Here is a 24,551-nt window from a genome sequence, read left to right as displayed (position 1 = left end):
TGACGGCCGTCCCTCCGACCGCCTCCGGCCGTACGGAGTCAGCCCGCGCGCCGGTCCGGCACGCCCGCCGCCTCCCGCAGCCGGGCGAACTCCTCGGCCATCGTCTCCGCCGTCCAGTGCGCGTTGAGTCCGCTCGGATTGGGCAGCGCCCAGATCCGCGTCGAGCCCGCCGGGCGTCGATCGTGCGCTCCTGCGGCCCGATCGCGGCACGCTTCTCGCCGAAGGCCGTGCGGTACGCGGTGACCCCGACGACCGCGAGCCAGCGCGGGGCGAGCCGCGCCACCTTCTCGGTGAGGATCCGGCCGCCCTCCCGGTACTCCTCGGCGGTCAGCTCGTCGGCCCGCGCCGTCGCCCGCGCCACCACGTTGGTGATCCCCAGGCCGTACGACAGGAGCTCGCCCTGCTCCGCCGGCGCGAGGCGGCGCGGGGTGAACCCGGACAGATGCAGCACCGGCCAGAACCGGTTGCCGGGGCGGGCGAAGTGGTGGCCGGTCGCCGCCGTCATCAGACCCGGGTTGATCCCGCAGAGCAGCACCGAAAGGCCGCCCGCGGCCACATCGGGCACGATGCGGTCGCGGGCGGCCTGAAGCTCCTCGGCGGAGAACCGGGGGGACCGGGTGGTCAGAGGATCGCCCCGGGGGTGTAGCCGGCGGCCTCCGGGTGCTGCTTGACGATCTCCTCGACCCGGGACACCACGGCGGCGACCTGGTCGGCGGCGGCACCGGTGAAGGACAGCTTGTCGGCCATCAGCACGTCGAGCTGCGCCCGGTCCAGCGGGATCCGCTCGTCGGCGGCCAGCTTGTCCAGGAGCTCGTTGCGCTCGGCGCCCTGCTCGCGCATGGCGAGCGCGGAGGCCACCGCGTTCTCCTTGATGGCCTCGTGGGCGACCTCGCGGCCGACACCGGCGCGGACCGCGCCCATGAGGACCTTGGTGGTGGCCAGGAAGGGCAGGTAGCGGTCGAGCTCGCGGGCGATGACGGCCGGGAAGGCGCCGAACTCGTCGAGCACGGTGAGGAAGGTCTCCAGGAGGCCGTCGAGCGCGAAGAACGCGTCCGGCAGGGCCACCCGGCGGACCACCGAGCAGGACACGTCGCCCTCGTTCCACTGGTCGCCGGACAGCTCGCCGGTCATCGACGCGTAGCCGCGCAGGATGACCATCAGGCCGTTGACGCGCTCGCAGGAGCGGGTGTTCATCTTGTGCGGCATCGCCGAGGAGCCGACCTGGCCGGGCTTGAAGCCCTCGGTGACCAGCTCGTGGCCCGCCATCAGCCGGATCGTCTTGGCCAGCGAGGACGGCGCGGCGGCCAGCTGCACCAGGGCGGTGACCACGTCGTAGTCGAGCGAGCGCGGGTAGACCTGGCCGACCGAGGTGAAGGCGTGCGCGAAGCCGAGGTGCCCGGCGATCCGCTGCTCCAGCTCCGCGAGCTTGCCGGCGTCGCCGCCGAGCAGGTCCAGCATGTCCTGCGCGGTGCCGACCGGGCCCTTGATCCCGCGCAGCGGGTAGCGGCCGAGCAGTTCCTCCAGGCGCCCGTACGCCACGAGCAGCTCGTCGGTGGCGGTCGCGAAGCGCTTGCCGAGGGTGGTGGCCTGGGCGGCCACGTTGTGCGAGCGGCCGGCCATGACCAGCTCCGCGTACTCACCGGACAGCTTGCCGAGGCGCGCGAGGACGGCGACCGTGCGGTCCCGCACCAGCTCCAGGGAGAGCCGGATCTGCAGCTGCTCGACGTTCTCGGTGAGGTCGCGCGAGGTCATGCCCTTGTGCACGTGCTCGTGGCCGGCGAGGGCGTTGAACTCCTCGATCCGGGCCTTCACATCGTGCCGGGTGACCTTCTCGCGCTCGGCGATCGACGCCAGGTCGACCTGGTCGATCACGCGCTCGTAGTCGGTGAGCGCCGCGTCCGGCACCTCGATCCCGAGGTCCTTCTGGGCACGCAGCACCGCGAGCCACAGCCGGCGCTCCAGCTTCACCTTCTGCTCGGGGGACCAGAGGACGGCGAGCTCCGCGGAGGCGTAGCGGCCGGCCAGGACGTTGGGGATGCGGGGCTTCGCAGTCACAGCAGTCACGTGTCCAGAGCATACCGGCTGGCCACGGCGCCCTTACCGCGTCCATACCGCCCACGGAACCCGCAGTCCAGGGCCGTGCGATCCGGCCCGGGTCGTCGGGCCCTCGGTGGCGGTACGGAAGAGGGGCGGGCCCGTCGTTCGACGGCCCGCCCCTCTCGTCATGCCGCGGCTGCCGTCGCCTTCTCGGCTTCCTTCGCGGCGGCCGGTGCGCTCACCCGCTGGGTACGGGGCGCCTGGCCGGCCTGCAGGCCGAGGCGGGCGATGACCGCGACGAGTGCGAAGGCGGCGGCGCCGATCCCGAAGGTGAGGGTGAAGCCGGACTCCGCGGGCAGGGCCGGGACGCCTGCGGGCAGGTGCTCGATCGTCTGCGAGGCCAGGATCGTGGTGACCACGGCGCTGCCGATCGCGCTGCCGGTGGAGCGGGAGATGGAGTTGATGCCGTTGGCGATGCCGCTCTGGTGGTGCGGGACGCTCGACATGATGACGGCGGGCATCGCCGCGTAACCGAAGCTGACGGCCGCGCCGACGATCACGCCCGCGCCGATCACCGAGGCGGTGTGGCCGTGGTCGAGGGCGAGCCAGCCGAAGCCCACGGCGCCGAGGGCGGCGGCCAGGGCCAGCGCCGTGCGCGGGCCGCGGTGGCGGACGAGCCGGCCGCCGATCGGCGAGGCGAGCAGGGAGACGATCGCGCCGGGCAGCAGGAACTCGACGGAGGCGCGCAGGATGGACGCGCCGAAGCCGTAGCCGGTGAGGGCCTCGGGCATCTGGACCAGGTACGAGACGCCCAGGAAGTTCGCGAACATGCCGAAGCCGACGAGCAGGCCGGCCAGGTTGGCCATGAGTACCGGCCGGTGCACGAACATCCGCATGTCGACGAGGGGCTCGCGGACCTTGAGCTCGGTGAGGACCCAGACGGCGGTCATGACGGCCGCGCCGGCGAAGCTGCCGAGGACGCGGCCGGAGGTCCAGCCCCACTCGTGGCCCTGCGAGATCGGCAACAGGAGCAGCAGCAGGGTGGAGCCGAGGGTGAGGGCGCCGAGGAAGTCGGTGCGTCCGCCGGTCTTGTGGCGGGTCGCGGGGACCAGGAACACGACCGCGAGCAGGGCGATCGCGGCGAAGCCGGTGGCCATCCAGAAGGCGCTGCGGTAGTCGGCGTCGGTGCCGGAGGTGAGCAGTCCGGTGGCGACGAGCGCGAGGCCGCTGCCGAAGGCCAGGGTGCCGCTGACCAGGGACATCGCACCGGGCAGTTTCTGCGGGCGGACCTCCTCGCGCAGCACGGACAGGGCCAGCGGGAAGATCGCTGTGGCGGCGCCCTGGAGGACGCGGCCGAGGACCAGCAGGGGGAGCGAGGTCGCCAGGGCGGCGACGACGGAGCCGGCGACCATGACGCCGAGGACGGCGACCAGGGTGGGCTTCTTGCCGTGCTGGTCGCCGAAGCGGCCGAGCAGCGGGGTGAAGACGGCGGCGGAGAGCAGGGTGGCGGTGGTCACCCAGCTCACGTTCGCGGCCGAGGTGCCAAGGTCGGCACGGATGAGGCCGAGGATCGGGACCGGCAGGGTCTGCATCATCGACACGACCATGGCGGCGAGGCTCAGCGCGAAGACGACGAGCGTCTCGCGCCGGGGATCGGTGGCGGGTGGGGTGATCTCGTGACTCATGGGTGGGGACCTTCTCGGTGCTTCAGCTCATAGATGTTTGATGTCCTCAAGTAATATGACGAAGGTAGGCCCCGATGCTTGAGATGGTCAAGTGAATGCTTGAGGTGCTTAAGTAAACAATTGACAATGTGAAGCATCGTGGGGGGCGTGGCCGTAGCGCCCTCTGCGCGCCGGGCGTGCTCAGTGGCGGTACGCGGCTGTGGCGATCTCGATGAAGGATCGGATCAACGGGTTGGTGTCGCCTTCGTTCCACACCGCCACCACTCGGCTCGGCGCCATGTCGATCAGCGGTACCACGGTCAGTTCCTCGGGCAGGTCGTGCCCGAGGGGGGCCAGGCCGACCGTTCCGTTCCACAGCACGGCCTGCAGGCATTCCTGGACGGCGCGCACCACCGGTCCCTCACGTGGCCTGCCGCCGTTCCAGTACGACTGCCAGCTGGGGTCGGTGCCCTGGGGGAACTGGAACCAGCGGCGGTCGCTCAGGTCGGCCAGCCGCAGCCGGTCGCGGCGGGCCAGCGGATCGTCGGCGCGCAGCACCACGCCGACCGGATCGGACCGCAGCGCACGCACCGTCAGGGCGGTCCCGTCGAACGGCGCCCGGGTCAGGGCGACGTCGACCAGTCCGGCGCGCAGCCCGCACGTCGGGTCGGTCAGATCCGTGTCGCGGATGCGGATGTCGATGCCGGGGTGGGTTCGGCGGTAGGCGGCCGCGAGCCTGGACACTCCCGGGTCGGTGCCGTCGCCCAGGATGCCGACGGTGAGGGTCGCGAGGCCGGTTGCCGCGCTCACGCGCACGCGGACGCGGTCGGCGTGGTCGAGGAGCGCTCGCGCCTCGTCGAGCAGCACGGCGCCCACGGGGGTGAGCGTGGCCCCGGTGGGTGAGCGGGTGAACAGCAGGGCGCCGATGTCGGCCTCCAGCCGCTTGATCGCCCGGCTCAGGGGCGGCTGGCTCATGTGCAGGCGGGTGGCGGCCCGGCCGAAGTGGCGTTCCTCGGCGACCGCCACGAAGTAGCGCAAGGTCCGTAGCTCCACGCTGCAACGATACCGATGAGGTATCGGCGCTGCAGGATGGGTCTTGGACACCGTCAGGTCCCTGGCGGTGCACTCGTGAGCATGACCGAAGAAGCGAAGACCAGCGCGCAGCCGACCGCCCCTGCCGTATCGGTGGTGGGCCCCGGCGGCGGCGAGACGATCGTCCTGGGCACCACGCACATGCGCGTTCTGGAGGACGGCAGCCACACCGGGCACCGCCTCGCGATCGCCGAGTCCGTCCTCGCCCCGCACACCCAGGGGCCGCCGCAGCACCGCCATGCCCGACACGACGAGGGCTTCTACATCCTGTCCGGCACCGTGCGGTTCACCGTCGGGGACGAGGACTACGACGCCGCCAGGGGCACGCTCGTGATGGTTCCGCCCGGTATCCCGCACACCTTCGCCAACCTGGGCGACCAACCCGCCGTCATGCTCAGCACCTTCACCCCCGACCTGTACGTGCAGTACTTCCGCGACCTCCAGGAAGTCCTCGCTGCCGGCCGGCCGCTGACGCCACAGGCCAACATCGACGCGATGAGCCGCTACGCGACCCGGCCCGCCACCGACCTCGCCTGAAGCCCACGGCGGACCGGGCCTCGTCCAGGGGCTTCCCTGGCCACCGACACAATCGACGGGGCACCGCGAACCGGTGGCCCCGAGAACGGGAACCAATGACTCTCGCCTATTGGATCGCCGCGAGCCTGCTCGCGCTCTTCTACTTCTACGCGGGCACGCTGAAGGTGATCCGGAGCCGCGATCAGCTCCGGCCGATGATGGCCTGGGTCGACCGCGTTCCCCTGCCCGCCCTCAGGGCGCTGGGGACGGTCGAAATACTCGGCGCGACCGGGCTGATCCTGCCCCCGTCGACCGGCATCGCTCCTTCGCCGGCGCCGGCCGCGGCCATCGGCTTCGTCCTCCTGCAGACCGGTGCGATCGCCGTCCACCTGACCGGCGAAGACCGCCAGATCACACTCAACGTCGGGCTCATCGCCACCGCGGCCGTGACCGTCTGGCTGGCCACCGGACTGTGACCGAACACAGTCCGGCTTGGCGCGGTTTCTTCAGGGGGTGGCTCGGCGGTCAGGGGGCGTACGGGCGTGCGCGCTTCGAAGCGTGGATGCGTAGCTGCAGCCAGCAGGAGAGGCGGTCGTCCGGCTGGTCCAGGTCGAGGCCGAACAGTTCGCGGGCGCGGCGCAGCCGGTATTTGAGGGTGTTCTGGTGGATCGTCAGGCGGCGTGCCGCCTCTCCCGCGTTTCCGGCTGCGTCCAGCCAGGCCGCGACCGAGGCGGCATAGTGCGTGTCCTTGGTGCGGTCGTGTTCGAGCATCGCCTCGACACCGGGGTGACGAAGCCGGGGCCGCCCAGCGAGTTCATCGGCCAGGTGGGCGAGGAGCACCCGGGCGTGGACGTCGGTGAGTGCGGCCACCGCTGGTGCGTCGAGGTCGTCCGTGGTCACCCGCAGGATGTCGTCGATCTCCCCGCGCAGCTCGGGCAGCTCGCCCAGGAACGTGGTGGGCCGGCTGACGGCGGCGCGGAGCGGCTCCCCGCGAGGGCGCGAAACCGAGGCGAGGGCCTGGGCCGCGAGGCGCCGCGCCGCGTCCAGGTCGGCCTCGGGCAGCAGGGCGTAGACGGCGCGTGGACCGGAGGCGACGGCGGCCGAGGGCCGTACCGCTGCCCAGTGCCGGCCGAGGTCGGCACCCAGCCGGGTCAGCAGCGCGGCCGTGTCCGAGGAGGCGCCCGCCGGGGCGAAGCCGAGCAGGATCAGTGACGTGTTCACCGGGACCCCGAGCCGGTAGGCCGTCTCCGTCGCCGGGACGGTGCCGTCGAGGCCCGCGCGGAGTGCCTGCTCTCGTGCCTGCAACTCCAGGGCGGCGGCGCCGCGGCGGCGCAGCAGGTGCAGGGCAGCGGTCCGTGCGCCGTCGAGGAGGGCCCGCTCACCCGCATCGTCGAGTGCGGTCCCGTCCTCGATCGCCCAGATGGTGCCGAGCGGGAGGTCCCCGGCGCGCACGGCGACGGCGGCGCGCGGCAGCTCGCCCTCGGCCAGCCCCGGCAGCCGCAGGACGCCGGGCGCCGCCAGCACCTGCCGGTACTGGCGCAGCTGTCGCTCGGCCTGCAGGCCGGCTTGTTCGGGGACCCGCCGACCAAGGATTCCCTGGCGGCGCAGCTCGTCGATGGCTTGTCCCGGCCGCGTCGAGTAGGCGACGACCCGGGTGTCGATGTCCTCGATGGCCACCGATCCGCCGATGACCGCGGCGATGGCGTCGGCAAGGGCGAAGAGTTCCTCGCCCGCTCCGTTGCCGGTGCTTGTCATTTCCGACGGAATCATCTCCTGATCCTAGGCGATCGCGACAAGGCGCGTCCGGGTGGGCGGACCGGAACATGATGCGACCGGCCCGAGTGCGGGAGCCGGCCGTACCGCAAGCACGGAGGAAGAACCATGTCCATTCCGGTCGCGCCGACCGACGTCTCGACGCCCCAGGAGGCGCTGCTCGCGCTGTTCCCGCCGGGCACGGTGCTCGGTCGGGACGGGGAGCTGGTGATCGGCGGCTGCCCGGTGACCGACCTCGCGGAGCGCTTCGGCACGCCCGCGCTGATCATCGACGAGAAGGCGCTGCGGGCCCGCGCCCGCCGCTACGCCGACGGGCTCGCCGCTCGCTGGGAGAACTCGCGGGTGGCGTTCGCCTCCAAGGCGTTCCCCTGTACGGCGGTGTACCGGCTGCTCGCCGAGGAGGGGCTGAGCATCGACGTCGCGGGCGGCGGCGAAATGGCCCTGGCCCTGGCCGGGGGAGTCGACCCGGCCTCGCTGGTCGTGCACGGCAACGCCAAGACGGACGCCGAGCTGCGGATGGCGGTGGAGGCCGGAGCCGGGTTGATCGTCATCGACAACTTCGACGACATCGACCGGCTGGAGCGGATCGTCACCGGCGAGCAGCCCGTTCTCGTACGGGTGACGCCCGGGATCCGCCCGGACACCCATGCCGCGGTCTCCACCGGGCAGGAGGGTTCGAAGTTCGGTCTCACCCTGCCGCAGGCCCGGGAGGCGATCGCCCGGCTGCGCGGCAGCGACCGGCTGCGGCTCGACGGAGTCCACGTCCACGTCGGATCCCAGATCCTCGACACCGAGCCGTTCGCCCGCGCCGTGGAGGCGGTGGCGGACCTCGGCACCTTCGCCGTCTACGACCTCGGCGGCGGCCTCGGCGTCCGCTACACGTACGACGACCACCCGCCCAGCGTCGAGGAGTACCTGGACACGCTGGTGGACACGGCCCGCAAGACGCTGCCCGCCGAGGCGCACATCATCATCGAGCCCGGACGGTCCATGGTGGCCGAGGCCGGAGCGACCCTCTACCGCGTGGCCACGGTCAAGCGAGGCCGGCCCACCTTCGTCGGCGTCGACGGCGGCATGGGCGACAACCTCGAAGTCGCGCTGTACGGGCAGCGCTTCGAGGCCACGGTCGCCACCCGGGTGGGCGGCGGAGAGCCCTACGACCTGGTGGGCCGGCACTGCGAATCCGGCGACGTACTCAGCGCGGGCGTACGGCTTCGGGACCCCCGTCCCGGGGACCTGATCGCCGTGCCGGTCACCGGCGCGTACTCGTTCTCGCTCAGCAACAACTACAACGGCGCCCTCCGGCCCCCCGTCGTCTTCTGCCGCGACGGCGAGGCGCGGGCCGTGGTGCGCCGGGAGACCTACGCCGACCTGCTGCGACGCGACGAACCGAGCGATCGCACGCGACAGCCGCCGCTGTACGACGTTCCCTGAGCAGCCTCGCAGCTCCCCTCCCTCCTCCCCAACGCCCGTACCCGTCCCCGTATCCGCCAGCCCGGAGAGGTCCCCTCATGCCCACTCGGCCGACGCTGCGTCAGCAGTTCCTCAGACGCAAGCCGTTGCACTCCTTCACGACGGATTCCAGCGAAGCGGGCGGGTTGCGCCGTACCGTCGGACTCTTCCAGCTCACGATGATCGGCATCGGCGCCACCATCGGAACCGGCATCTTCTTCGCGCTGGACTCCGCGGTGCCGGAGGCCGGTCCCGCCGTGATCGTGTCCTTCGCTCTCGCGGCCGTCGTCGCGGCCCTCACCGCGCTGTGCTACGCGGAGTTGGCGTCGGCGGTGCCCGTCTCCGGCTCCTCGTACTCGTACGCGTACGCCACGCTGGGGGAGTTCGCCGCCTGGGCCGTGGGCTGGTGCCTGCTGCTGGAGTACGCGGTCTCCGGCGCGGCGATCGCGGTGAGCTGGGGGCAGTATCTCAACGACCTCACCGAGCGGCTCTTCGGCTTCCAGATGCCCGCGGCGATCTCGGCACCCCCGGGCGCGGGCGGCATCGTCAACCTGCCCGGCGTCGTGCTGGTGGGCCTGTGCTGCCTGCTGCTGGTGCGCGGCGCCAAGGAGTCCGCCGTGGTCAACACGGTCATGGTGGTGGTGAAGCTGGGCGTGCTGGCCCTGTTCGTCGTGGTCGGCGCCACCGCCTTCGACGCGGGCAACCTCCTGCCGTTCGCACCCATGGGCATGGCCGGCGTCAGCGCCGCCGCGGCCACCGTCTTCTTCTCCTTCATCGGTCTGGACGCCGTCTCCACCGCCGGCGAAGAGGTCCGCAACCCCCGGCGCACCCTGCCGCTGGCCATCATCCTGGCACTGGTCGGAGTCACCACCGTCTACGTCCTGGTGGCCCTGGTCGGCGTGGGCGCGCAGCCCTGGACCCGGTTCGAGGGCCAGGAGGCCGGACTGTCGGTCATCCTCGGCAGTCTCACCGGTGCCGGCTGGCCCGCCGTCCTGCTCTCCGCCGGTGCCGTGCTGTCCATCGTCAGCGTCACACTCGTCGTCCTCTACGGACAGAGCCGCATCCTCTACACCATGGGGCGGGACGGCATGCTGCCCTCCGCCTTCCACCGCGTCAGCCCGCGCACCGGCACCCCCGTCTTCACCACCCTGCTGACCGGCGGCTTCGTCGCCCTCCTCGCCGCGGTCTTCCCGCTCGACCTGCTCACCGACCTCACCAGCATGGGCACCCTGGTCGCCTTCGCCGTCGTCTCGCTCGGCGTGCTGATCCTCCGCCGAACCGCCCCGAACCTGGAGCGCGGATTCCGCGTCCCCGGATACCCGGTCGTACCGATTCTCTCCATCCTGGCCTGCGGCTACCTGGTGTACGAACTCCCGCTCGCCACCTACCTGCTGTTCGGCGGGTGGCTCGCCCTGGCCCTGACCGTCTACCTGCTCTACAGCCGCAGGAACTCATGCCTGGAGACCACCGACACCGCCAGAACCCTGGAAGAGACCCCGGCCTGAGACCGGGCACCCACGAGGCCCCGGCCGGTTGTACGGCCGGGGCCCTTCACCCGCACGCGTACATGTCGTAGCAGCAGGAGCTGAGCTTCGGCTCGCGCGTGACATGCCGGCGGCGGGCGGCCCTCAGAGCGCGGGCTCCTCGTACGGCAGCAGCTCCGGGCGCTTCGGCGGGCGGCCGTCGCCCGAGGAGCGGCCGGTGAGGCGGCGGCCGATCCACGGGGCCAGGTGCTGCCTGGCGAAGCGGGCGTCGGCGGCCCGGCGGCTGGCCCAGCCCGGGCGCGGGGCCGGGGCCAGCGGGGCGCGCCAGTCGAAGGCGGGCGGCAGGCCCAGGGTCTCCGCGACCGCCTCGGCCACCCGGCGGTGCCCCTCGCCGGTGAGGTGCAGCCGGTCCACGTCCCACATCCGCGGGTCGGCGAGCGCCGGGGCGCCGTACAGGTCGACCACCAGGGCGCCGTGCCGGGCGGCGAGCTCGTCCACGTACCCGAAGAGCTCCTCCATCCGGGGCCGGAAACGCTCCAGGACGGGGCCGTTGCGGCCGGGGCTGCGCATCAGGACCAGCTGTCCGCAGGACGGCGCCAGCCGCTCGACGGCCTCGCCGAGCAGGGCGCGCACCCGGCCCATGTCGCATTTCGGGCGCAGGGTGTCGTTGAGCCCGCCGACCAGTGTGACGATGTCCGCATTCATGGCCGCGGCGGCGTCGACCTGCTCGTCGACGATCTGCCCGATGAGCTTGCCGCGCACGGCCAGATTGGCGTAGCGGAAGCCGGGCGTGCGGGTGGCGAGCCGGCCCGCGAGGACGTCGGCCCACCCCTGGTAGGACCCGTCCGGCCGCAGATCCGACATACCCTCGGTGAAGCTGTCGCCCACGGCGACGAGACTGGTGTAGGTGGCATTGATCTCCATGGCCCGGCGATCATACCGTGCGGTATGGTCCCGGCGCCGAGTGGAGAACCGGGAGGGGAAACCCATGAGCGAGGCGCTGCTCAGTGCGCTGACCGAGGCCCTGGCCGAGCTGGTCACGGCGGTCGAGACCGCCGGTGACGAGGTGCTCGACCCCGACACGGCCGTGAAGTGGCTGGAGGGCACGGCGTACGTCCTCGGCGGGCTTCCGGCGGCCGACCGGCGCAGACTCGACGGGCTCTTCCGCGACGTCGCGCTGCGGCAGCCGCCCGGGGCGTGGCGGGAGGAGCTGCTGAAGGTGTCGCAGGGCTTCGGGCTCACCGAGGACGTGCATCCGGCCCGGCTCGACGCCGTCGCCGCCCGTGTGGAGAGCTTCGTCACGCTCGTCCGCGGCGCCGACCCCGCCACCCCGGTGCCCAGCTGCCCCGGCTGGACCCTCGCCGACCTGATCAAGCACCACGGCACCACCCACCGCTGGATCGAGCACCTGGTCCGCACCCGCGCCACCGAGCGCGTCTGGTCGAAGGACGTGCCGCTCGACCTGCCGGACGACCCCGCCGCGTACCCCGACTGGCTCGCCGGGAGCGCCGCCGCGAGCCTGCGGACGCTGCGCGCCGCCGACCCCGACACCCGCATGTGGTCCCACGGCGCCGACCCGCACGTGCGGTTCTTCCCGCGCCGGCTGCTCTTCGAGGCGGTCGTCCACCACGCCGACGCCGAGCTCGCCCTCGGCCGCGCGCCCGGCCCGGTCGACCCGGAGACGGCCGCCGACGGCATCGAGGAGTTCCTGGAGAACCTGCCGTACTTCTCCTGGGTCGCCGAGCCCGTCGCGCAGCTCGACCGGGACGGCGCGAGCATCCGGCTCGCCGCCACCGACTCCGGGGCCGCCTGGACGCTCACCCTCGGCGGGGGCGGCTTCAGCTGGCAGCGCCGGGCCGAGGGCGCGGTGACCGCGACCGCGACCGTCGAGGGCACCGCCGGGGACCTGCTGCTGCTCGTCTACGGGCGGTACGGGGCCGACGACCCGCGCTTCACCCACCACGGCGACCGGACCGTGCTCGACGCCTGGCGGGCCGCGACGGCCCTGTGAAGCACAGCGAAGGGCCCCCGGGACGGTCGCGTCCCGGGGGCCCTTCGTGTGTCCGCCGTACGGCGTCACGAGCCGGCGGGCCGGCCCACCAGCTCGCGCAGCACGTCCTCCATCGTCACCAGGCCGGCCAGCTTGCCGTCCTCGTCGATGACCGCCGCCAGATGGGTCCGGCTGCGCCGCATCGCGGTCAGCACGTCGTCCATCGGCGTCGCCGCCCGCACCCGGGCGATCGGCCGCAGCGCCGTCACCGGGAACCGCAGATCGCGCGGGGTGACGTCCAGGGCGTCCTTCACATGGAGGTAGCCGAGGATCCGGCGGCCCTCGTCGACCACCGGGAAGCGCGAGAAACCGGTCCGCGCGGAGAGCGCCTCCAGCTGCTCGGGGGTGGTGTCCGTCTCCGCGTACACGACCTTCTCCAGCGGCATCACGACGTCCCGCACCGGGCGCCGGCCCAGCTCCAGGGCGTCGTGCAGCCGCTCGGCCGCCCGGTCGTCGAGCAGCCCCGCGTCCCCGGCGTCGGTGACCATCCGGGCCAGCTCGTCGTCCGAGAAGGTCGCCGCGACCTCGCCCTTGGCGTCCACCCGCAGCAGCTTCAGGATCCCGTTGGCGAAGGCGTTGATCGCGAAGATCACCGGCTTCAGGGCCCGCGCCAGGGTCACGAGCGGCGGACCCAGCAGAAGCGCCGAGCGGGTCGGCTCGGCGAGCGCGATGTTCTTCGGGACCATCTCGCCGAGCAGCATGTGCAGATACGTGGCGAGGGACAGCGCGATCACGAACGAGATCGGGTGCACCAGGCCGTGCGGCACGCCGACCGCGTCGAACAGCGGCTCCAGCATGCTCGCGATGGCCGGCTCGGCCACGATGCCGAGCACCAGGGTGCACAGGGTGATGCCGAGCTGGGCCGCCGCGAGCAGCGCGGAGACGTGCTCCAGGCCCCAGACGACGCTGCGCGCCCGGCGGTCGCCGGACTCCGCGAGCGGCTCGATCTGACTGCGGCGGACCGAGATCAGGGCGAACTCGGCGCCGACGAAGAAGGCGTTGACGACCAGGGTCGCCAGGCCGATCAGCAACTGGACCACGATCATCGGCCGGCCTCCCCGTCCGTCTCGCCGGAGTGCGGGAGCGGGGCGTGCAGCAGCACGCGGGCCGCCCGGCGCCCGGAGGCGTCCACCACGTCGAGCCGCCAGCCGGCCAGCTCCACGCTGTCGCCGTTGGCCGGGATCCGGCCGAGCACGGTGGCGAGCACGCCCGCCAGGGTCTCGTACGGGCCCTCCGGCACCCTCAGGCCGATCGTCGCCAGCTGGTCGGTGCGGGCGGCGCCGTCCGCCGACCACAGCGCGCGGCCGTCGGTGTCCTCGCCCGCCGGCGCCAGGTCCGGCGTCTCGTGCGGGTCGTGCTCGTCGCGGACCTCGCCGACGACCTCCTCGACGATGTCCTCCAGGGTCGCGACGCCGGCCGTGCCGCCGTACTCGTCGATGACGACGGCCATCGTCTGCTTCCCGGACAGGCGGTCGAGCAGCCGGTCCACGGTCAGGCTCTCCGGCACGAGCAGCGGCTCGCGCACGATGTCGCCGACCGAGCGGCGCGGCCGTGCGTCGGCCGGTATCGCGAGCACGTCCTTGACGTGCGCGATGCCGACGACCGAGTCGAGACTGCCGCGGTAGACGGGGAAGCGGCTCAGACCGGTCGCGCGGGTCGCGTTCAGCACGTCCTCGGCGGTGGCCTGCACGTCCAGGGCGGTGACCTGGACGCGCGGGGTCATCACGTTCTCCGCGGTCAGCTCCGCCAGGTTCAGGGTGCGCACGAACAGCTCGGCCGTGTCCGCCTCCAGAGCGCCCTCCTTCGCCGAGTGCCGGGCCAGGGCCACCAGCTCCTTCGGGGAGCGGGCGGAGGCCAGCTCCTCGGTGGGCTCCAGGCCGAGGCGGCGCAGGATGCGGTTGGCCGAGTTGTTCAGATGGCTGATCAGCGGCTTGAAGGCGGCGGTGAAGTACCGCTGCGGGGTCCCGACGACCTTGGCGACGGCCAGCGGCGAGGAGATCGCCCAGTTCTTGGGGACCAGCTCGCCGATCACCATCAGGACCACCGTCGACAGGCCGGTGCCGATGACCAGGGCCACCGAGGAGGCGACCTCGGGGGACAGGCCGAGTGCCTCGACCGGGCCCTCGATCAGCTTCGAGATCGACGGCTCGGAGAGCATGCCGACGACCAGATTGGTCACGGTGATGCCGAGCTGGGCGCCGGAGAGCTGGAAGGTGAGCGACCGGACCGCCTTCAGGGCGCCGGCCGCGCCGCGCTCGCCGCGCTCCGCGGCGGCTTCGAGCTCGCCCCGCTCGACGGTCGTCAGCGAGAACTCCGCCGCCACGAACGCGCCACAGGCGACGGCGAGCAGCAGCGCCACCAGGAGCAGCAGTACCTCGGTCATCGGTTCACCTCCGTCCCCGGGTGAGTCCCATGATCAGTCAGGGAGGGGAGGACCGCGCGGTGTCGGCCGCGGGGGCGGATCGGGGAACGGCTACTGGGAGGCTCGCCCATGGGCGGACGCTCACACCTTTCAGTCTGACGATTCCTACGGTCGGACGACCGGATGATCGGGTACGAAGAATCGGATACGGACACCCATGGTAAAGGACCGGCAAAGGGGGTTGCGGCCGCTCAGGCCGGCAGCGGCTTCACCCAGCGCGTCCACTGCTCCTCCGGGCCGTACTCCGCCGCCCGCCACGCGGCCCGGCCCAGCTCGTTCCGGTCGAGCACCATCGCGTCCGCGCGCCGCCCGCCCAGCCGTACGAAGCGCTCCTCGGCCGCGCGCAGCAGCGCGCCCCCGATCCCGCGTCGCCGGTGCTCCGGGTGGACGGCGAGCCGGTAGAGGTGACAGCGCCAGCCGTCGAAGCCGGCGATCACCGTGCCGACCAGCTCGCCGTCCGCGCGCTCGGCGAGCAGCAGGGCCTCCGGGTCGCGCTCGACGAGCCGGGTCACGCCGGCCGGGTCGTCGCTGATGCTGGTGCCCTCGGCCGCGGCCCGCCAGAAGGCGAGCACGGCGTCGATGTCGGCCGCTACCGCGGCCCGTATCCGAAGATCGTCCATGGCCGCCATCCCACCACCGGCCGTCGCCCGCCGTCGACCGCGTTTCGGTCCGTGGTCCGCTCAGTCCTCCGGTCCGGCTCAGTCCGCCCTCCCGCGCAGCTCCGCGAGCACCGGGCCGAAGGCCTCCATCGCCTCGTCGAGCACCGTGAAGTACGAGAAGCCGTAGCGCTCGCGCAGCGCGTGCAGCCGGTCCACGATCTCCCGCACCGTGCCGATCAGCACGATCGGCAGCTCCAGGACCTGCTCCTCGCTGAGGTACGGCACGACCGCCGCGAACCCGGCCGCCGCCGCGGCCCGGTCCTCCGTCACGAGCACCCGCTGGATCAGCAGATTGCGCTCGGCCGGCACCGGGCGGCCCGTCTCCTTCTCGAAGCCCGCGAAGGCCTCGACCCGCTGCGCCAGCTCCTCGGCGGTCAGCACCGTCGGCGCGTCGCCGTCGAAGCGGCCGCCGGAGAACGCCATCACATCGGCGTGCCGGGCCGCCAGCCGCAGCACCCGGTTGCCGTTGCCGCCGATCGTCAGACCGACCCGCGGCGTCCCCTCGGCGCCCGCGAGCGCCCCCGCCAGCTCCTCGACCACCCGGGTCAGATGGTCCACCCGCTCGCGCGGCGGCAGGAACGGGATGCCCGCGCGCTCGTGCTCGGCCGGTACGTAGCCGGTGCCGAGCCCGAGTTCGAGCCGGCCGCCGGTGAGCGCGGCCGTGGTCGTCACCTCGCGGGCGAGCAGCACCGGGTTCCAGAAGGCCGCGTTCAGGACGAAGGTGCCGAGCCGCGGCCGGGCGGTCGCCGCGGCGGCCGCCACCAGGGACGGGAACGGCGCGGGCATGCCCAGATGGTCGGCCACCAGGATCAGGTCGTAGCCGAGCTCCTCCGCCCGGCGGCAGCGGGTCCGCCACTCGTCGGCGGAGCCGGGGGTGAGCATGTTGACGGCGAAGCGGAACGGCAACTGCACGGCGGAATCCCCTCGTTGACGACCTCGGGCCGTCACCGACAGCCCTGCCCCGCCCCCGAACCTACCCCGTCACGAAGCAGAACTCGTTGCCCTCCGGGTCGTGCATCACCTGGAACGAGCCCTGCTCGTCGGTCACGATCCCGCCGGAGCGGCGCGCCCCGAGCGCCAGCGCCTCGTCCGCCGCCGCGACCGGATCGTCCACCTCGACGTCCAGATGGAGGCGGTTCTTCACCGCCTTGCCCTCCGGCACCCGCTGGAAGGCGATCCGTACGAACCCCGGCGGGTCGACGTACGACCAGTCGGGGCTCCGGTCGACCGGAGCCCCGCCGAGGAGCGCCGCCCAGAACCGCACGAGGGCGGCCGGATCGGCGCAGTCGAAGACGATTTCCTGAACACGGGCGCGTCGCATGCCGCCCAGGGTAAGGAGGTCAGGGCCGTGACGTCGCCGCGAACTCCGCCGCGTCCCAGGTGCCGCCCAGCGCGGGCGCCAGCCAGCCGGCCGCCGCGGCCCGGAAGGCCTCAGGGGGCAGCGCGCCCGCGCCCGCCGGGACGGCGCCGAGCAGCGGCGCGCCCGCCACCTCCGGCAGGTCCGCGAGGTTGCACCGGGCCGCGAGGTCCGGGTCGGCCGGCCAGCTGCCGACCACCACGCCCAGCTGCGCGATGCCGCGGGCCCGCAGCGCCTCCGCCGTCAGGGCCGTCGAGTTGAGCGTGCCGAGCCCGGCCGGCGCCACCACGAGCACCGGCGCGCCGAGCAGCCCCGCCGCGTCCGCGAGCGTGCCGCCCTCCTCGTCGAAGCGCACGAGCAGCCCGCCCGCGCCCTCGACCAGAACCAGGTCGTGCTCCTCCGCCAGCTTCCGGGCCGCCGCGGCGACCTCGTCCGGGCGCACCGGCGCCATCCCGGCCCGCCGGGCCGCGGTCCCCGGCGCCAACGGCTCCGGGAACCGGGCCAGTTCCACCCCCGTCACCGCGCCCGAGAGCCGTACGACCTCGTCCGCGTCCCCCGCCTCGCCCGGCGCGACGCCGGTCTGAGCGGGCTTGAGCACGGCGACGGAACGCCCGTCGGCGGTGGCCACCGCGGCGAGCGCGGCGGTGACGATCGTCTTGCCGATCTCGGTGCCGGTGCCGGTGACGACGATGACGGTCATGGGGTGGAGCCTTTCCTTCTTGTACGTACCCGAGGTGAGGGACAGGCCCTAGCCCGCCGCGGCCGCCGCCCGGACCGCCGCGCAGATCCGGGCCACGTCTTCGTCGCCCGTCACGAACGGCGGCATCGTGTAGATCAGGTCGCGGAACGGGCGCAGCCACACGCCCTCGCGGACCGCCGCGCGGGTGGCGGCGGGCATGTCGACGTCGTGGTCGAGCTGGACCACGCCGATGGCGCCGAGCACCCGCACGTCCCGGACGCCGGGAAGGGCGGCGGCCTCGGCGAGGCCCTCGCGGAGGCCCGACTCGATCCGTTTGACCTCGACCTGCCAGTCCTGGCCGAGGAGCAGCTCCACCGAGGCCAGGGCCACGGCGGAGGCCAGTGGGTTGCCCATGAAGGTCGGGCCGTGCGCGAGTACCGGGACCTCGCCGCGCGAGATGCCGTCGGCGACCCGGCTCGTGCAGAGCGTCGCCGCCATCGAGAGATAGCCGCCGGTCAGCGCCTTGCCGAGGCACATCACATCGGGGGCGACCCCGGCGTGGTCGGCGGCGAACAGCGCGCCGGTGCGCCCGAAGCCGGTGGCGATCTCGTCGAAGACGAGCAGCACGTCGTGCGCGTCGCAGGCCTCCCGCAGCACCCGCAGGTACTCCGGGCTGTGGAAGCGCATGCCGCCGGCGCCCTGCACGACCGGCTCCACGATCACCGCGGCCAGCTCGTCGGCGTGCCGCCCGATCGCCTCGCGCAGCTGCTCGGCGTACGACTCCTCGTACTCCGCCGGCGGGGCGTCCACGAAGACCTGCTTCTGGAGCACCCCCGACCACAGCTCGTGCATGCCGCCCTCGGGGTCGCAGACGGACATCGGCTGCCAGGTGTCGCCGTGGTAGCCGCCCCGCCATGTCAGCAGCCGCCGCTTGGCGGGCCGGCCGAGCGAGCGCCAGTACTGCAGGCACATCTTCGCGGCGACCTCGACCGCCACCGAACCGGAGTCGCTGAGGAAGACGTGCCGCAGCGGCTCCGGGGTGATCTCCACCAGGCGCGCGGCGAGCCGCACGGCCGGCTCGTGGGTGAGCCCGCCGAACATGACGTGGCTCATCCGGTCCAGCTGGCCGCGCGCGGCCTCGTTGAGCACCGGGTGGTTGTAGCCGTGCACGGCCGACCACCAGGAGGACATGCCGTCCACCAACTCGGCGTGCCCCTCGGCGGGTTCGGCGAGCCGGAGCCTCACCCCGGACGCGGACGCGACGACCAGCGGTTCCGTACGGCCGGGCATCGGGCCGTACGGGTGCCAGACGTGCGCCCGGTCCAGGGCGAGGAGTTCGGCGGTACCGGTGTTACGCATTCGGCGCGAGGTCCGTACCGGCGCCGCGGCGGCGCACCGCCACCAGGTCCGTGCGCGCGCCCGACGCGTCGGCCGGAGCCGCTTCCTCGGCCCGGGCGTCCGTCCCGGCGTGCCCGCCGCACGGACCGCAACCGCCCCCGGCCTCCGCGTGCGAACCGCAGCCCGCACCCGCACCCGCACCCGCCTCGGCGTGCGAACCGCAGCCCGCGCCGGCCGCAGCGGCCGCCGCGACGTCCGCCCGGTGCGCGGGCAGCGTGGTCGTACCCGCGCCCTCCACCTCGAAGCCGGCGTCCGCGATCATGTCCAGGTCGGCCTGGCCGGCCTGGCCCTCGCTGGTCAGATAGTCGCCCAGGAAGATCGAGTTGGCGATGTTCAGGGCCAGCGGCTGCATGGAGCGCAGATGCACCTCGCGGCCGCCCGCGATCCGGACCTCCACGTCGGGGCAGACGAAGCGCACCATCGCGAGGATCCGCAGACAGCGCTGCGGGGTGAGGTTCCACTCCTTGGCGAGCGGGGTGCCCTCGAAGGGGATGAGGAAGTTGACCGGCACCGAGTCCGAGTCCAGCTCGCGCAGCGCGAACACCACGTCGACCAGGTCCTCGTCGGTCTCGCCCATGCCCGCGATCAGACCCGAACAGGCCGACAGGCCCGCGCCGTGCGCCTTCTGCACGGTGTCCACGCGGTCCGCGTAGGTGTGGGTGCTGGTGATCTCGCCGTACGTGCCCTCGGAGGTGTTGAGGTTGTGGTTGTACGCGTCGGCGCCGGCTTCCTTCAGGCGCTCGGCCTGGCCGTCGGAGAGCAGCCCGAGGCAGGCGCAGACCTCGATGCCCTCGTTCTGCTCCTTGATCGCCTCGATGGTCCTGCCGACCCGCTCCACGTCCCGGTCGGTCGGGCCGCGGCCGCTCGCCACCAGGCAGACCCGCTTGGCGCCGCCGGCGACACCGGCGGCCGCCGCGGCCGAGGCCTCGTCGGGCTTGAGCCAGGAGTACTTGAGGATCCCGGCCGTCGAGCCGAGCCGCTGCGAACAGTAGGAGCAGTCCTCGGGGCACAGGCCGGACTTCAGATTGACGAGATAGTTGAGCTTCACCCGTCGCCCGAACCACTGCCGGCGCACCTTGCCGGCCGCGCTCACCACATCGAGCAGCTCGTCGTCGGAGGTCGCCAGCACGGCGAGCGCTTCTTCACGGGTCGGCGACTCGCGTCGCAGCCCCTTCTCCACCAGCGTGTTCAGCAGGTCCATAAGCGTTGATCCTGGCCTACGGCCCGCCCCCTGGCCAAGGAGGATCCGAACAAACGACGCCGATTGAGGTGTGTGCATGGCCACATCCTGACCTCGGCCCGTTCCGGTTAGGGTCTGTGCGCTGCCTACAAAAGGACCCGCCATGCCGCCGTACGCCGAGGACCCCCTGGACCCCGCCGCGGGGGCGGGCCCGCGCCCGGCCGCCTTCGACTGGACCGAGACGGCGGCCCGGCAGCGCGCGGCGGCCGGCCTGGTGCGCACCCTGCGGCCCCGGACCGCCGAGTCCGAACTCCTCGACCTGGCCAGCAACGACTACCTCGGTCTGACCCGCCGCCCCGAGATCACCGAGGCCGCCGCCGAGGCCGCCCGCCGCTGGGGCGCCGGCGCCACCGGCTCCCGCCTGGTCACCGGCACGACCCGGCTGCACGCCCGGCTCGAACAGGAACTCGCCGCGTTCTGCGGCTTCGAGGCCGCGCTCGTCTTCTCCTCCGGCTACGCGGCCAACCTGGCGGCGCTCACCGCGCTGTCCCTCCGCGACGGCCTGATCCTCTCCGACGCCGACAACCACGCCTCCATCGTCGACGGCTGCCGGCTCGCCCGGGCCGAGACCACGGTCGTGCCGCACGCCGATCCGGCGGCGGTCGCCAAGACCCTGGCCGCGCACCCCGGCCGCCCGGCCCTCGTGGTCAGCGACGCGGTGTTCTCGGTGGACGGGGACAAGGCGCCGCTCCCCGGGCTCGCCGCGGCCTGCCGCGAGCACGGCGCGGGTCTGGTCGTCGACGACGCCCACGGCTTCGGCGTGCTCGGCGACGGCGGCCGCGGCACCCTCCACGAGGCCGGCCTGGCGGGCGACCCGGATGTGGTCGCGACCCTCACCCTGTCCAAGTCCCTGGGCAGCCAGGGCGGGGCGGTGCTCGGCCCGGCCCGGGTGATCGAGCACCTGGTCAACGCCGCCCGTACCTTCATCTTCGACACCGGCCTCGCCCCGGCCGCGGTCGGCGGGGCCCTCGCGAGCCTCCGCCTGATCGCCGCCGAGTCCGCCCTGCCGGCCCGCGCCGGCACCGTCGCCCGCACCCTGCACCGGCTGCTCACCGCCGCCGGCCTCACCGCCGCGCACCCCGACGCGGCCGTCGTCTCGGTACGCGCCCCGGGCCCCGAGGAGGCGCTGCGCTGGGCCGCCGACTGCCGTGAACTCGGCCTCGGCGTGGGCTGCTTCCGGCCCCCGTCGGTGCCCGACGGCATCTCCCGGCTGCGGCTGACCGCACGGGCGGACCTCACGGACGCGGAGATCGAGCGTGCGGTGGCGACGATCGTACGGACGGCGCCGCCCGGGGCGCTCTGAGCCCGGACGGCCACACGTACAAGCGTCTGTGCGGTTCACCGCTTCGGGCGACAGATATCCGTATATCTGGTGGATCGACGCACGGCGCGGTGACTTCGATGGCAGGCTGACGCGCAGAGCATTCCGGGCGTGGCCCGGCGGGAGAAGGACGGCGTCGCATGGCAGACCAGCAGGAAGCAACCGTCACGCTGCCGAGCGACCCCGCCTCGGTCTCCACCGCGCGGCGGTACGTCGCGGAGGTGCTCACCTCCTGGGGGCTCGACAGCGCGACCGAGACGGCGGACGCGGTCCGGCTGATCGTCTCGGAGCTGGCGACCAACGCGGTCCTGCACACCTTCGGCCAGTCGCCCACCTTCACCGTCGACGTGCGTCTGGAGCGGGACGAGCAGCTGCACATCGGGGTCACCGACAGCCATCCCCGCTGGCCGCAGCGCCTTCCGGCGGCCGTGCAGCAGGACAACGGGCGGGGAATGGTGATCATCCGCTCCCTGACGAAGGAGGCGGGCGGCCGGCTCTCGGTGACCCCGACGGCGGAGGGCGGCAAGACGGTGTGGATCAATCTGCCGTGGACGGCGGCGCTGACCCAGGCCTGACCGCCCGGCGGTCCGCCCGGCGGTCCGCCCTCGGCTCCGGGCGGGTCACCTCACCCGGCCGTAGTAGACCTTCGAGCTCCAGATCTTGTCGAGCTTCACCCAGGACCCGGTCTTGGGCGAGTGCCAGATCTTGTTGTTACCCGCGTAGATCCCGACGTGGTACACGCTTCCGCCGGAGTGGAAGAACACCAGGTCGCCCACCTGCCGGCTGCCCGAGGAGATGTGCCGGGTCTTGTTGTACTGCTGCTGCGCGGTGCGCGGCAGCGTCCTGCCCGCCTTCTTGTACGAGTAGAGCGTGAGGCCCGAGCAGTCGAAGCGGCTCGGGCCGCTGGCGCCGTACTTGTAGGGGGACCCCTTCTTGGAGGCGGCGACGTTCAGCGCCTTGCTCGCGTAGGAGGTCGCCGCCTGGGCCTCGGGCGCCGCTCCCGGTGCGAGCAGCGTGCCGCCGACGGCGGCGAGGGTGAGAGCCGAGACGGCTCCGGCCCGGGACAGCAGGGACGGGACATGCATCTGCGCAGTCATGCGCAACCCTTCGTCAGCCGCCTGCGAAGGATGACCTGTCGGGTTCGGGCTGGCGAAGATGCCCGGCCGCGGCTGCGGCTTCACCCCGAGGGACGCCCGTACTGCTCGGGCGGCCCGTGTTGCTCGGGTCCTCCACTCCTGCCGGTCCACTCCTGTCGACCAGACGTCCGGGACGGCGGCAGGACTCGGCGTCCGCCCGGACCGCCCCGCCGTGGGTGGCGGGGGCTTGTCGTCGACAGGGATCTTGACCCACACCCAGGGCGAAATCCGAGCTGAAACGGCGATATGTGAGGCTCCTCACGACTGATCCATTCGGGTGGACAGTCAGGTTTCGCGATCGTCAGAGGTTTGGCCCATGAGTCGTTCACCAGCATCGGAACGACTGATTCCGCCAGATGCGTACACCTGTTGCGCAACTCACCTGAGCTCCATGTCGATTCGTCGACTACGCCGAACGGGGGAGCGATTCTGCGGTCCACGTGCCCCGTGTGGACCTCGACACGACACGCGCCGGTGTCAACTCGCCCTCTCCCCGGGCAGGGTGACCCGACCGGAGCGCCGCTCGCCGTCCAACACCCTTAGCGCACGCGCCAATGTGTCCGCGTGCACCTCGCTCTCGCCCCGCAGATGCATGAGCGTCAGTGCGTCCCGGAGCGCCGTCGCCCGTCCGACCAGGGCCTGGGCCGCGCGCAGCGCCCCATAGGTATGCGAGGTCCTGGATGGGTTGATTCTCCCCAGGAGATCGATGACTTCGAGGTACGCGTCCACGAACTCGCCCTCGGCGCGCGTCAGGGCGGGCAGCGGCGGAAGCTCCGGCACCACGACGGCCTCACTCCTCCCCGGCGCCGGCGGACGCCCGGCGGCTGCGAACGACGTGGTCCACCAGGCCGTACGCGCGGGCCGCCGGCGCGTCGAGCACGGTGACGCGGTCCAGGTCGGCGTCGATCCGCTCCCGGTCCTGTCCGGTGTGGTCCGCGAGCAGGCGGGCGATCAGCTCGCGCTGGCGCAGCAATTCCCGTGCCTGGACGTCGAGATCGCTGGGCTGTCCCTGCAACGGCTCGTCGAGCGAGGGCTGCTGCAGCACGATCCGGGCGCCCGGCAGGGCGAGCCGGCGACCGGGCGAACCCGCCGCGAGCAGCACCGCGGCCGGCCCGACGGCCTGGCCGAGGCAGATGGTCTCCACCTCGCAGGAGACCGTGCGGATCGTGTCGTAGACCGAGGTCATGGCGCTGACCGAGCCGCCCGGGGAGTTGATGTACAGGCTGATCACCTGCCCGGGCGAGGCGTAGTCCAGGTGCAGGAACTGCGCGATGACGTCGTTGGCCGAGGTCTCGTCGACGGGTGCGCCCAGGAGGACGATCCGCTCCTGGAGCAGCTTGGAGTAGGGGTCGAGGGTGCGGGTCCCGGAGCTCGTGCGCTCGGTGAACTCCGGAAGGACGTACCGCATGGTGCTCCGCGTGCTGCCGATGCCGTTCATGGCACTCCTCCTTCTGTAAAAAATGTACAGGACGTACAGGCCGTAAGATGAGGAGCATGACTTACGAGATTCCGGTGACGCAAGCGCGCGCCGAGCTCGCGGACCTGATCAACCGCGTCGTGTACGGCGACGAGCGGGTGGTCGTCACCCGCCACGGCAAGCCGCTCGTCGCCCTGGTCTCCGCCGCCGACCTGGAGAAACTCGAGGCGCTGCGGGAGCCGGCCGAGGAGCCGGTGATCAGCTCGGTGTCGCGGATCGGCGGCTCGGCGTCCGCCGCGGGCGAACAGCGCAGGTTCGGCATCGCCGCCCACCATCAGGACCCGGGCGCGTCCCGGTCCTGAACAAGCGCTCGTTTAATGACCGCGCAAAGCGTCAGTTAACGAGCCGGAAAAACTTCCGCCCTAACGTGCAATCTCTGGCGCGGCGAACCGTCTCCGCAGGTCAACAGAGTGTTGAAGCTCGGTAGGGTCCGCTGCTGTCCGGGGCATCGAGCCCGGTGACGACAGTGAGGTGGAAGCGTGCAACTCAGCCCCCATGAGCAGGAACGTCTGCTCATCCATGTCGCGGCCGACGTGGCCGAGAAGCGCCGGGCGCGCGGCGTGCGGCTCAACCACCCCGAGGCCGTCGCCCTCATCACCTCGCACGTCCTCGAAGGCGCCCGCGACGGCCGGACCGTCGCCGAGCTCATGGCCTCCGGCCGCAAGGTGCTCACCCGCGACGAGGTCATGGACGGCATCCCCGAGATGATCCACGATGTCCAGATCGAGGCCACCTTCCCGGACGGGACCAAGCTCGTCACCGTCCACGACCCCATCGTCTGAAGGGGCGGACGC

24 protein-coding genes, 2 pseudogenes and 1 riboswitch are annotated in these 24,551 nt (G+C 72.7%); of the genes and pseudogenes, 9 read left to right on the top strand and 17 right to left on the bottom strand.

The window, feature by feature from the left end; all coding sequences use genetic code 11:
• Nucleotides 1-38: 38 nt before the first annotated feature.
• The 4 genes and pseudogenes from mug to JAO84_RS04310 form a co-directional block, all read right to left on the bottom strand.
• A pseudogene (mug, locus tag JAO84_RS04325) lies at nt 39-556 on the bottom strand (G/U mismatch-specific DNA glycosylase).
• Nucleotides 557-621: 65 nt separating this feature from the next.
• A complete protein-coding gene (purB, locus tag JAO84_RS04320) occupies nt 622-2,064 on the bottom strand; it encodes an adenylosuccinate lyase (protein WP_370410558.1) in 1,443 nt (480 codons plus the stop codon).
• 158 nt (nt 2,065-2,222) lie between these two features.
• Nucleotides 2,223-3,722: an MFS transporter gene (locus JAO84_RS04315; RefSeq protein ID WP_370410556.1), complete on the bottom strand. Its 1,500-nt coding sequence runs from the start codon at nt 3,720-3,722 to the stop codon at nt 2,223-2,225.
• A gap of 180 nt (nt 3,723-3,902) precedes the next feature.
• Nucleotides 3,903-4,754 carry a LysR family transcriptional regulator gene (locus tag JAO84_RS04310; RefSeq protein ID WP_370410554.1) on the bottom strand — a complete coding sequence of 284 codons (852 nt, stop codon included), beginning with the start codon at nt 4,752-4,754 and terminating at the stop codon, nt 3,903-3,905.
• Nucleotides 4,755-4,835: 81 nt separating this feature from the next.
• Here JAO84_RS04310 and JAO84_RS04305 point away from each other — a divergent pair, with 81 nt between their 5' ends.
• Both JAO84_RS04305 and JAO84_RS04300 read left to right on the top strand, forming a co-directional pair.
• Nucleotides 4,836-5,330, top strand: coding sequence for a cupin domain-containing protein (locus tag JAO84_RS04305; RefSeq protein ID WP_370410552.1), 495 nt, complete (start codon nt 4,836-4,838; stop codon nt 5,328-5,330).
• Nucleotides 5,331-5,425: 95 nt separating this feature from the next.
• Nucleotides 5,426-5,785: a DoxX family protein gene (locus tag JAO84_RS04300; RefSeq protein WP_370410550.1), complete on the top strand. Its 360-nt coding sequence runs from the start codon at nt 5,426-5,428 to the stop codon at nt 5,783-5,785.
• A gap of 49 nt (nt 5,786-5,834) precedes the next feature.
• Here the strand turns inward: JAO84_RS04300 and JAO84_RS04295 are convergent, their stop codons facing one another.
• Nucleotides 5,835-7,079 (bottom strand): PucR family transcriptional regulator, encoded by a 1,245-nt coding sequence (locus tag JAO84_RS04295; RefSeq protein WP_370410548.1) that lies wholly within the window; start codon nt 7,077-7,079, stop codon nt 5,835-5,837.
• Between the two features lie 111 nt (nt 7,080-7,190).
• Here JAO84_RS04295 and lysA point away from each other — a divergent pair, with 111 nt between their 5' ends.
• Both lysA and JAO84_RS04285 read left to right on the top strand, forming a co-directional pair.
• Nucleotides 7,191-8,516, top strand: a complete 1,326-nt coding sequence (lysA, locus tag JAO84_RS04290) for a diaminopimelate decarboxylase (protein ID WP_370410546.1) — start codon at nt 7,191-7,193, stop codon at nt 8,514-8,516.
• 77 nt (nt 8,517-8,593) lie between these two features.
• On the top strand, nt 8,594-10,039 hold the full coding sequence (locus JAO84_RS04285) for an APC family permease (RefSeq protein ID WP_370410544.1): 1,446 nt from the start codon (nt 8,594-8,596) through the stop codon (nt 10,037-10,039).
• Between the two features lie 123 nt (nt 10,040-10,162).
• Here JAO84_RS04285 and JAO84_RS04280 read toward each other — a convergent pair whose 3' ends face one another.
• Nucleotides 10,163-10,942, bottom strand: coding sequence for an SGNH/GDSL hydrolase family protein (locus JAO84_RS04280; RefSeq protein ID WP_370410542.1), 780 nt, complete (start codon nt 10,940-10,942; stop codon nt 10,163-10,165).
• Nucleotides 10,943-11,006: 64 nt separating this feature from the next.
• On the opposite strand from JAO84_RS04280, the gene JAO84_RS04275 reads away from it, so the two are divergent.
• A complete protein-coding gene (locus JAO84_RS04275; RefSeq protein ID WP_370410541.1) occupies nt 11,007-12,029 on the top strand; it encodes a maleylpyruvate isomerase family mycothiol-dependent enzyme in 1,023 nt (340 codons plus the stop codon).
• Nucleotides 12,030-12,094: 65 nt separating this feature from the next.
• Here the strand turns inward: JAO84_RS04275 and JAO84_RS04270 are convergent, their stop codons facing one another.
• From JAO84_RS04270 to bioB, 8 genes and pseudogenes are all read right to left on the bottom strand, one after another.
• Nucleotides 12,095-13,114: a hemolysin family protein gene (locus tag JAO84_RS04270; RefSeq protein WP_370410539.1), complete on the bottom strand. Its 1,020-nt coding sequence runs from the start codon at nt 13,112-13,114 to the stop codon at nt 12,095-12,097.
• Entirely contained in the window at nt 13,111-14,451 is a 1,341-nt protein-coding gene (locus JAO84_RS04265; protein ID WP_370410537.1) for a hemolysin family protein, read from the bottom strand. The genes JAO84_RS04270 and JAO84_RS04265 overlap by 4 nt, the downstream gene beginning before the upstream one ends.
• Before the next feature lie 230 nt (nt 14,452-14,681).
• Nucleotides 14,682-15,170 (bottom strand): annotated as a pseudogene (locus tag JAO84_RS04260) (GNAT family N-acetyltransferase); the annotation flags it as partial.
• An 18-nt stretch (nt 15,171-15,188) separates the two neighbouring features.
• Nucleotides 15,189-16,061, bottom strand: coding sequence for a TIGR03621 family F420-dependent LLM class oxidoreductase (locus JAO84_RS04255; protein ID WP_370410535.1), 873 nt, complete (start codon nt 16,059-16,061; stop codon nt 15,189-15,191).
• Nucleotides 16,062-16,122: 61 nt separating this feature from the next.
• Entirely contained in the window at nt 16,123-16,470 is a 348-nt protein-coding gene (locus JAO84_RS04250; protein ID WP_370410533.1) for a VOC family protein, read from the bottom strand.
• Nucleotides 16,471-16,489: 19 nt separating this feature from the next.
• The gene (bioD, locus tag JAO84_RS04245; RefSeq protein WP_370410531.1) at nt 16,490-17,206 is read right to left on the bottom strand and encodes a dethiobiotin synthase; all 717 of its coding nucleotides are present in this window, start codon (nt 17,204-17,206) and stop codon (nt 16,490-16,492) included.
• A 48-nt stretch (nt 17,207-17,254) separates the two neighbouring features.
• Complete coding sequence (locus JAO84_RS04240; protein ID WP_370410529.1) at nt 17,255-18,544, bottom strand: adenosylmethionine--8-amino-7-oxononanoate transaminase; 1,290 nt, start codon at nt 18,542-18,544, stop codon at nt 17,255-17,257.
• Nucleotides 18,537-19,784: a biotin synthase BioB gene (gene bioB, locus JAO84_RS04235; protein WP_370410527.1), complete on the bottom strand. Its 1,248-nt coding sequence runs from the start codon at nt 19,782-19,784 to the stop codon at nt 18,537-18,539. The genes JAO84_RS04240 and bioB overlap by 8 nt, the downstream gene beginning before the upstream one ends.
• A 142-nt stretch (nt 19,785-19,926) precedes the next feature.
• Between bioB and JAO84_RS04230 the strand changes: the two genes are divergently transcribed.
• Together JAO84_RS04230 and JAO84_RS04225 are read left to right on the top strand one after the other, a co-directional pair.
• A complete protein-coding gene (locus JAO84_RS04230; RefSeq protein WP_370410525.1) occupies nt 19,927-21,126 on the top strand; it encodes an 8-amino-7-oxononanoate synthase in 1,200 nt (399 codons plus the stop codon).
• Nucleotides 21,127-21,284: 158 nt separating this feature from the next.
• Nucleotides 21,285-21,719: an ATP-binding protein gene (locus tag JAO84_RS04225; RefSeq protein ID WP_370410523.1), complete on the top strand. Its 435-nt coding sequence runs from the start codon at nt 21,285-21,287 to the stop codon at nt 21,717-21,719.
• Between the two features lie 45 nt (nt 21,720-21,764).
• Here the strand turns inward: JAO84_RS04225 and JAO84_RS04220 are convergent, their stop codons facing one another.
• From JAO84_RS04220 to JAO84_RS04210, 3 genes are all read right to left on the bottom strand, one after another.
• Nucleotides 21,765-22,241 carry a C40 family peptidase gene (locus tag JAO84_RS04220; protein ID WP_370410521.1) on the bottom strand — a complete coding sequence of 159 codons (477 nt, stop codon included), beginning with the start codon at nt 22,239-22,241 and terminating at the stop codon, nt 21,765-21,767.
• A 3-nt stretch (nt 22,242-22,244) separates the two neighbouring features.
• A riboswitch (cyclic di-AMP (ydaO/yuaA leader) is annotated at nt 22,245-22,442 on the bottom strand.
• A 315-nt stretch (nt 22,443-22,757) separates the two neighbouring features.
• Nucleotides 22,758-23,063, bottom strand: a complete 306-nt coding sequence (locus JAO84_RS04215; protein ID WP_370410519.1) for a hypothetical protein — start codon at nt 23,061-23,063, stop codon at nt 22,758-22,760.
• A 7-nt stretch (nt 23,064-23,070) separates the two neighbouring features.
• Nucleotides 23,071-23,718 carry an ATP-dependent Clp protease proteolytic subunit gene (locus JAO84_RS04210; protein ID WP_370410517.1) on the bottom strand — a complete coding sequence of 216 codons (648 nt, stop codon included), beginning with the start codon at nt 23,716-23,718 and terminating at the stop codon, nt 23,071-23,073.
• 56 nt (nt 23,719-23,774) lie between these two features.
• Between JAO84_RS04210 and JAO84_RS04205 the strand changes: the two genes are divergently transcribed.
• Entirely contained in the window at nt 23,775-24,059 is a 285-nt protein-coding gene (locus JAO84_RS04205) for a type II toxin-antitoxin system Phd/YefM family antitoxin (protein ID WP_370410515.1), read from the top strand.
• Nucleotides 24,060-24,236: 177 nt separating this feature from the next.
• Entirely contained in the window at nt 24,237-24,539 is a 303-nt protein-coding gene (locus JAO84_RS04200; protein ID WP_370410513.1) for an urease subunit gamma, read from the top strand.
• The last annotated feature ends 12 nt before the right edge of the window (nt 24,540-24,551 follow it).

The sequence above is a fragment of the Streptomyces fradiae genome (assembly GCF_041270065.1).
Taxonomy (GTDB): domain Bacteria; phylum Actinomycetota; class Actinomycetes; order Streptomycetales; family Streptomycetaceae; genus Streptomyces.
Note: the sequence above shows the minus strand (reverse complement) of the source record. Positions and strands in the feature narration are given on the sequence as shown.

Bases quoted from the DNA above. Each gene is read 5' to 3' on its own strand.
- JAO84_RS04315 (WP_370410556.1), bottom strand. From the start codon at position 3,722: ATGAGTCACGAGATCACCCCACCCGCCACCGATCCCCGGCGCGAGACG.
- JAO84_RS04305 (WP_370410552.1), top strand. From the start codon at position 4,836: ATGACCGAAGAAGCGAAGACCAGCGCGCAGCCGACCGCCCCTGCCGTA.
- JAO84_RS04300 (WP_370410550.1), top strand. From the start codon at position 5,426: ATGACTCTCGCCTATTGGATCGCCGCGAGCCTGCTCGCGCTCTTCTAC.
- JAO84_RS04295 (WP_370410548.1), bottom strand. From the start codon at position 7,079: ATGATTCCGTCGGAAATGACAAGCACCGGCAACGGAGCGGGCGAGGAA.
- lysA (WP_370410546.1), top strand. From the start codon at position 7,191: ATGTCCATTCCGGTCGCGCCGACCGACGTCTCGACGCCCCAGGAGGCG.
- JAO84_RS04285 (WP_370410544.1), top strand. From the start codon at position 8,594: ATGCCCACTCGGCCGACGCTGCGTCAGCAGTTCCTCAGACGCAAGCCG.
- JAO84_RS04280 (WP_370410542.1), bottom strand. From the start codon at position 10,942: ATGGAGATCAATGCCACCTACACCAGTCTCGTCGCCGTGGGCGACAGC.
- JAO84_RS04275 (WP_370410541.1), top strand. From the start codon at position 11,007: ATGAGCGAGGCGCTGCTCAGTGCGCTGACCGAGGCCCTGGCCGAGCTG.
- JAO84_RS04270 (WP_370410539.1), bottom strand. From the start codon at position 13,114: ATGATCGTGGTCCAGTTGCTGATCGGCCTGGCGACCCTGGTCGTCAAC.
- JAO84_RS04265 (WP_370410537.1), bottom strand. From the start codon at position 14,451: ATGACCGAGGTACTGCTGCTCCTGGTGGCGCTGCTGCTCGCCGTCGCC.
- JAO84_RS04250 (WP_370410533.1), bottom strand. From the start codon at position 16,470: ATGCGACGCGCCCGTGTTCAGGAAATCGTCTTCGACTGCGCCGATCCG.
- bioD (WP_370410531.1), bottom strand. From the start codon at position 17,206: ATGACCGTCATCGTCGTCACCGGCACCGGCACCGAGATCGGCAAGACG.
- JAO84_RS04240 (WP_370410529.1), bottom strand. From the start codon at position 18,544: ATGCGTAACACCGGTACCGCCGAACTCCTCGCCCTGGACCGGGCGCAC.
- bioB (WP_370410527.1), bottom strand. From the start codon at position 19,784: ATGGACCTGCTGAACACGCTGGTGGAGAAGGGGCTGCGACGCGAGTCG.
- JAO84_RS04230 (WP_370410525.1), top strand. From the start codon at position 19,927: ATGCCGCCGTACGCCGAGGACCCCCTGGACCCCGCCGCGGGGGCGGGC.
- JAO84_RS04225 (WP_370410523.1), top strand. From the start codon at position 21,285: ATGGCAGACCAGCAGGAAGCAACCGTCACGCTGCCGAGCGACCCCGCC.
- JAO84_RS04220 (WP_370410521.1), bottom strand. From the start codon at position 22,241: ATGACTGCGCAGATGCATGTCCCGTCCCTGCTGTCCCGGGCCGGAGCC.
- JAO84_RS04210 (WP_370410517.1), bottom strand. From the start codon at position 23,718: ATGAACGGCATCGGCAGCACGCGGAGCACCATGCGGTACGTCCTTCCG.
- JAO84_RS04205 (WP_370410515.1), top strand. From the start codon at position 23,775: ATGACTTACGAGATTCCGGTGACGCAAGCGCGCGCCGAGCTCGCGGAC.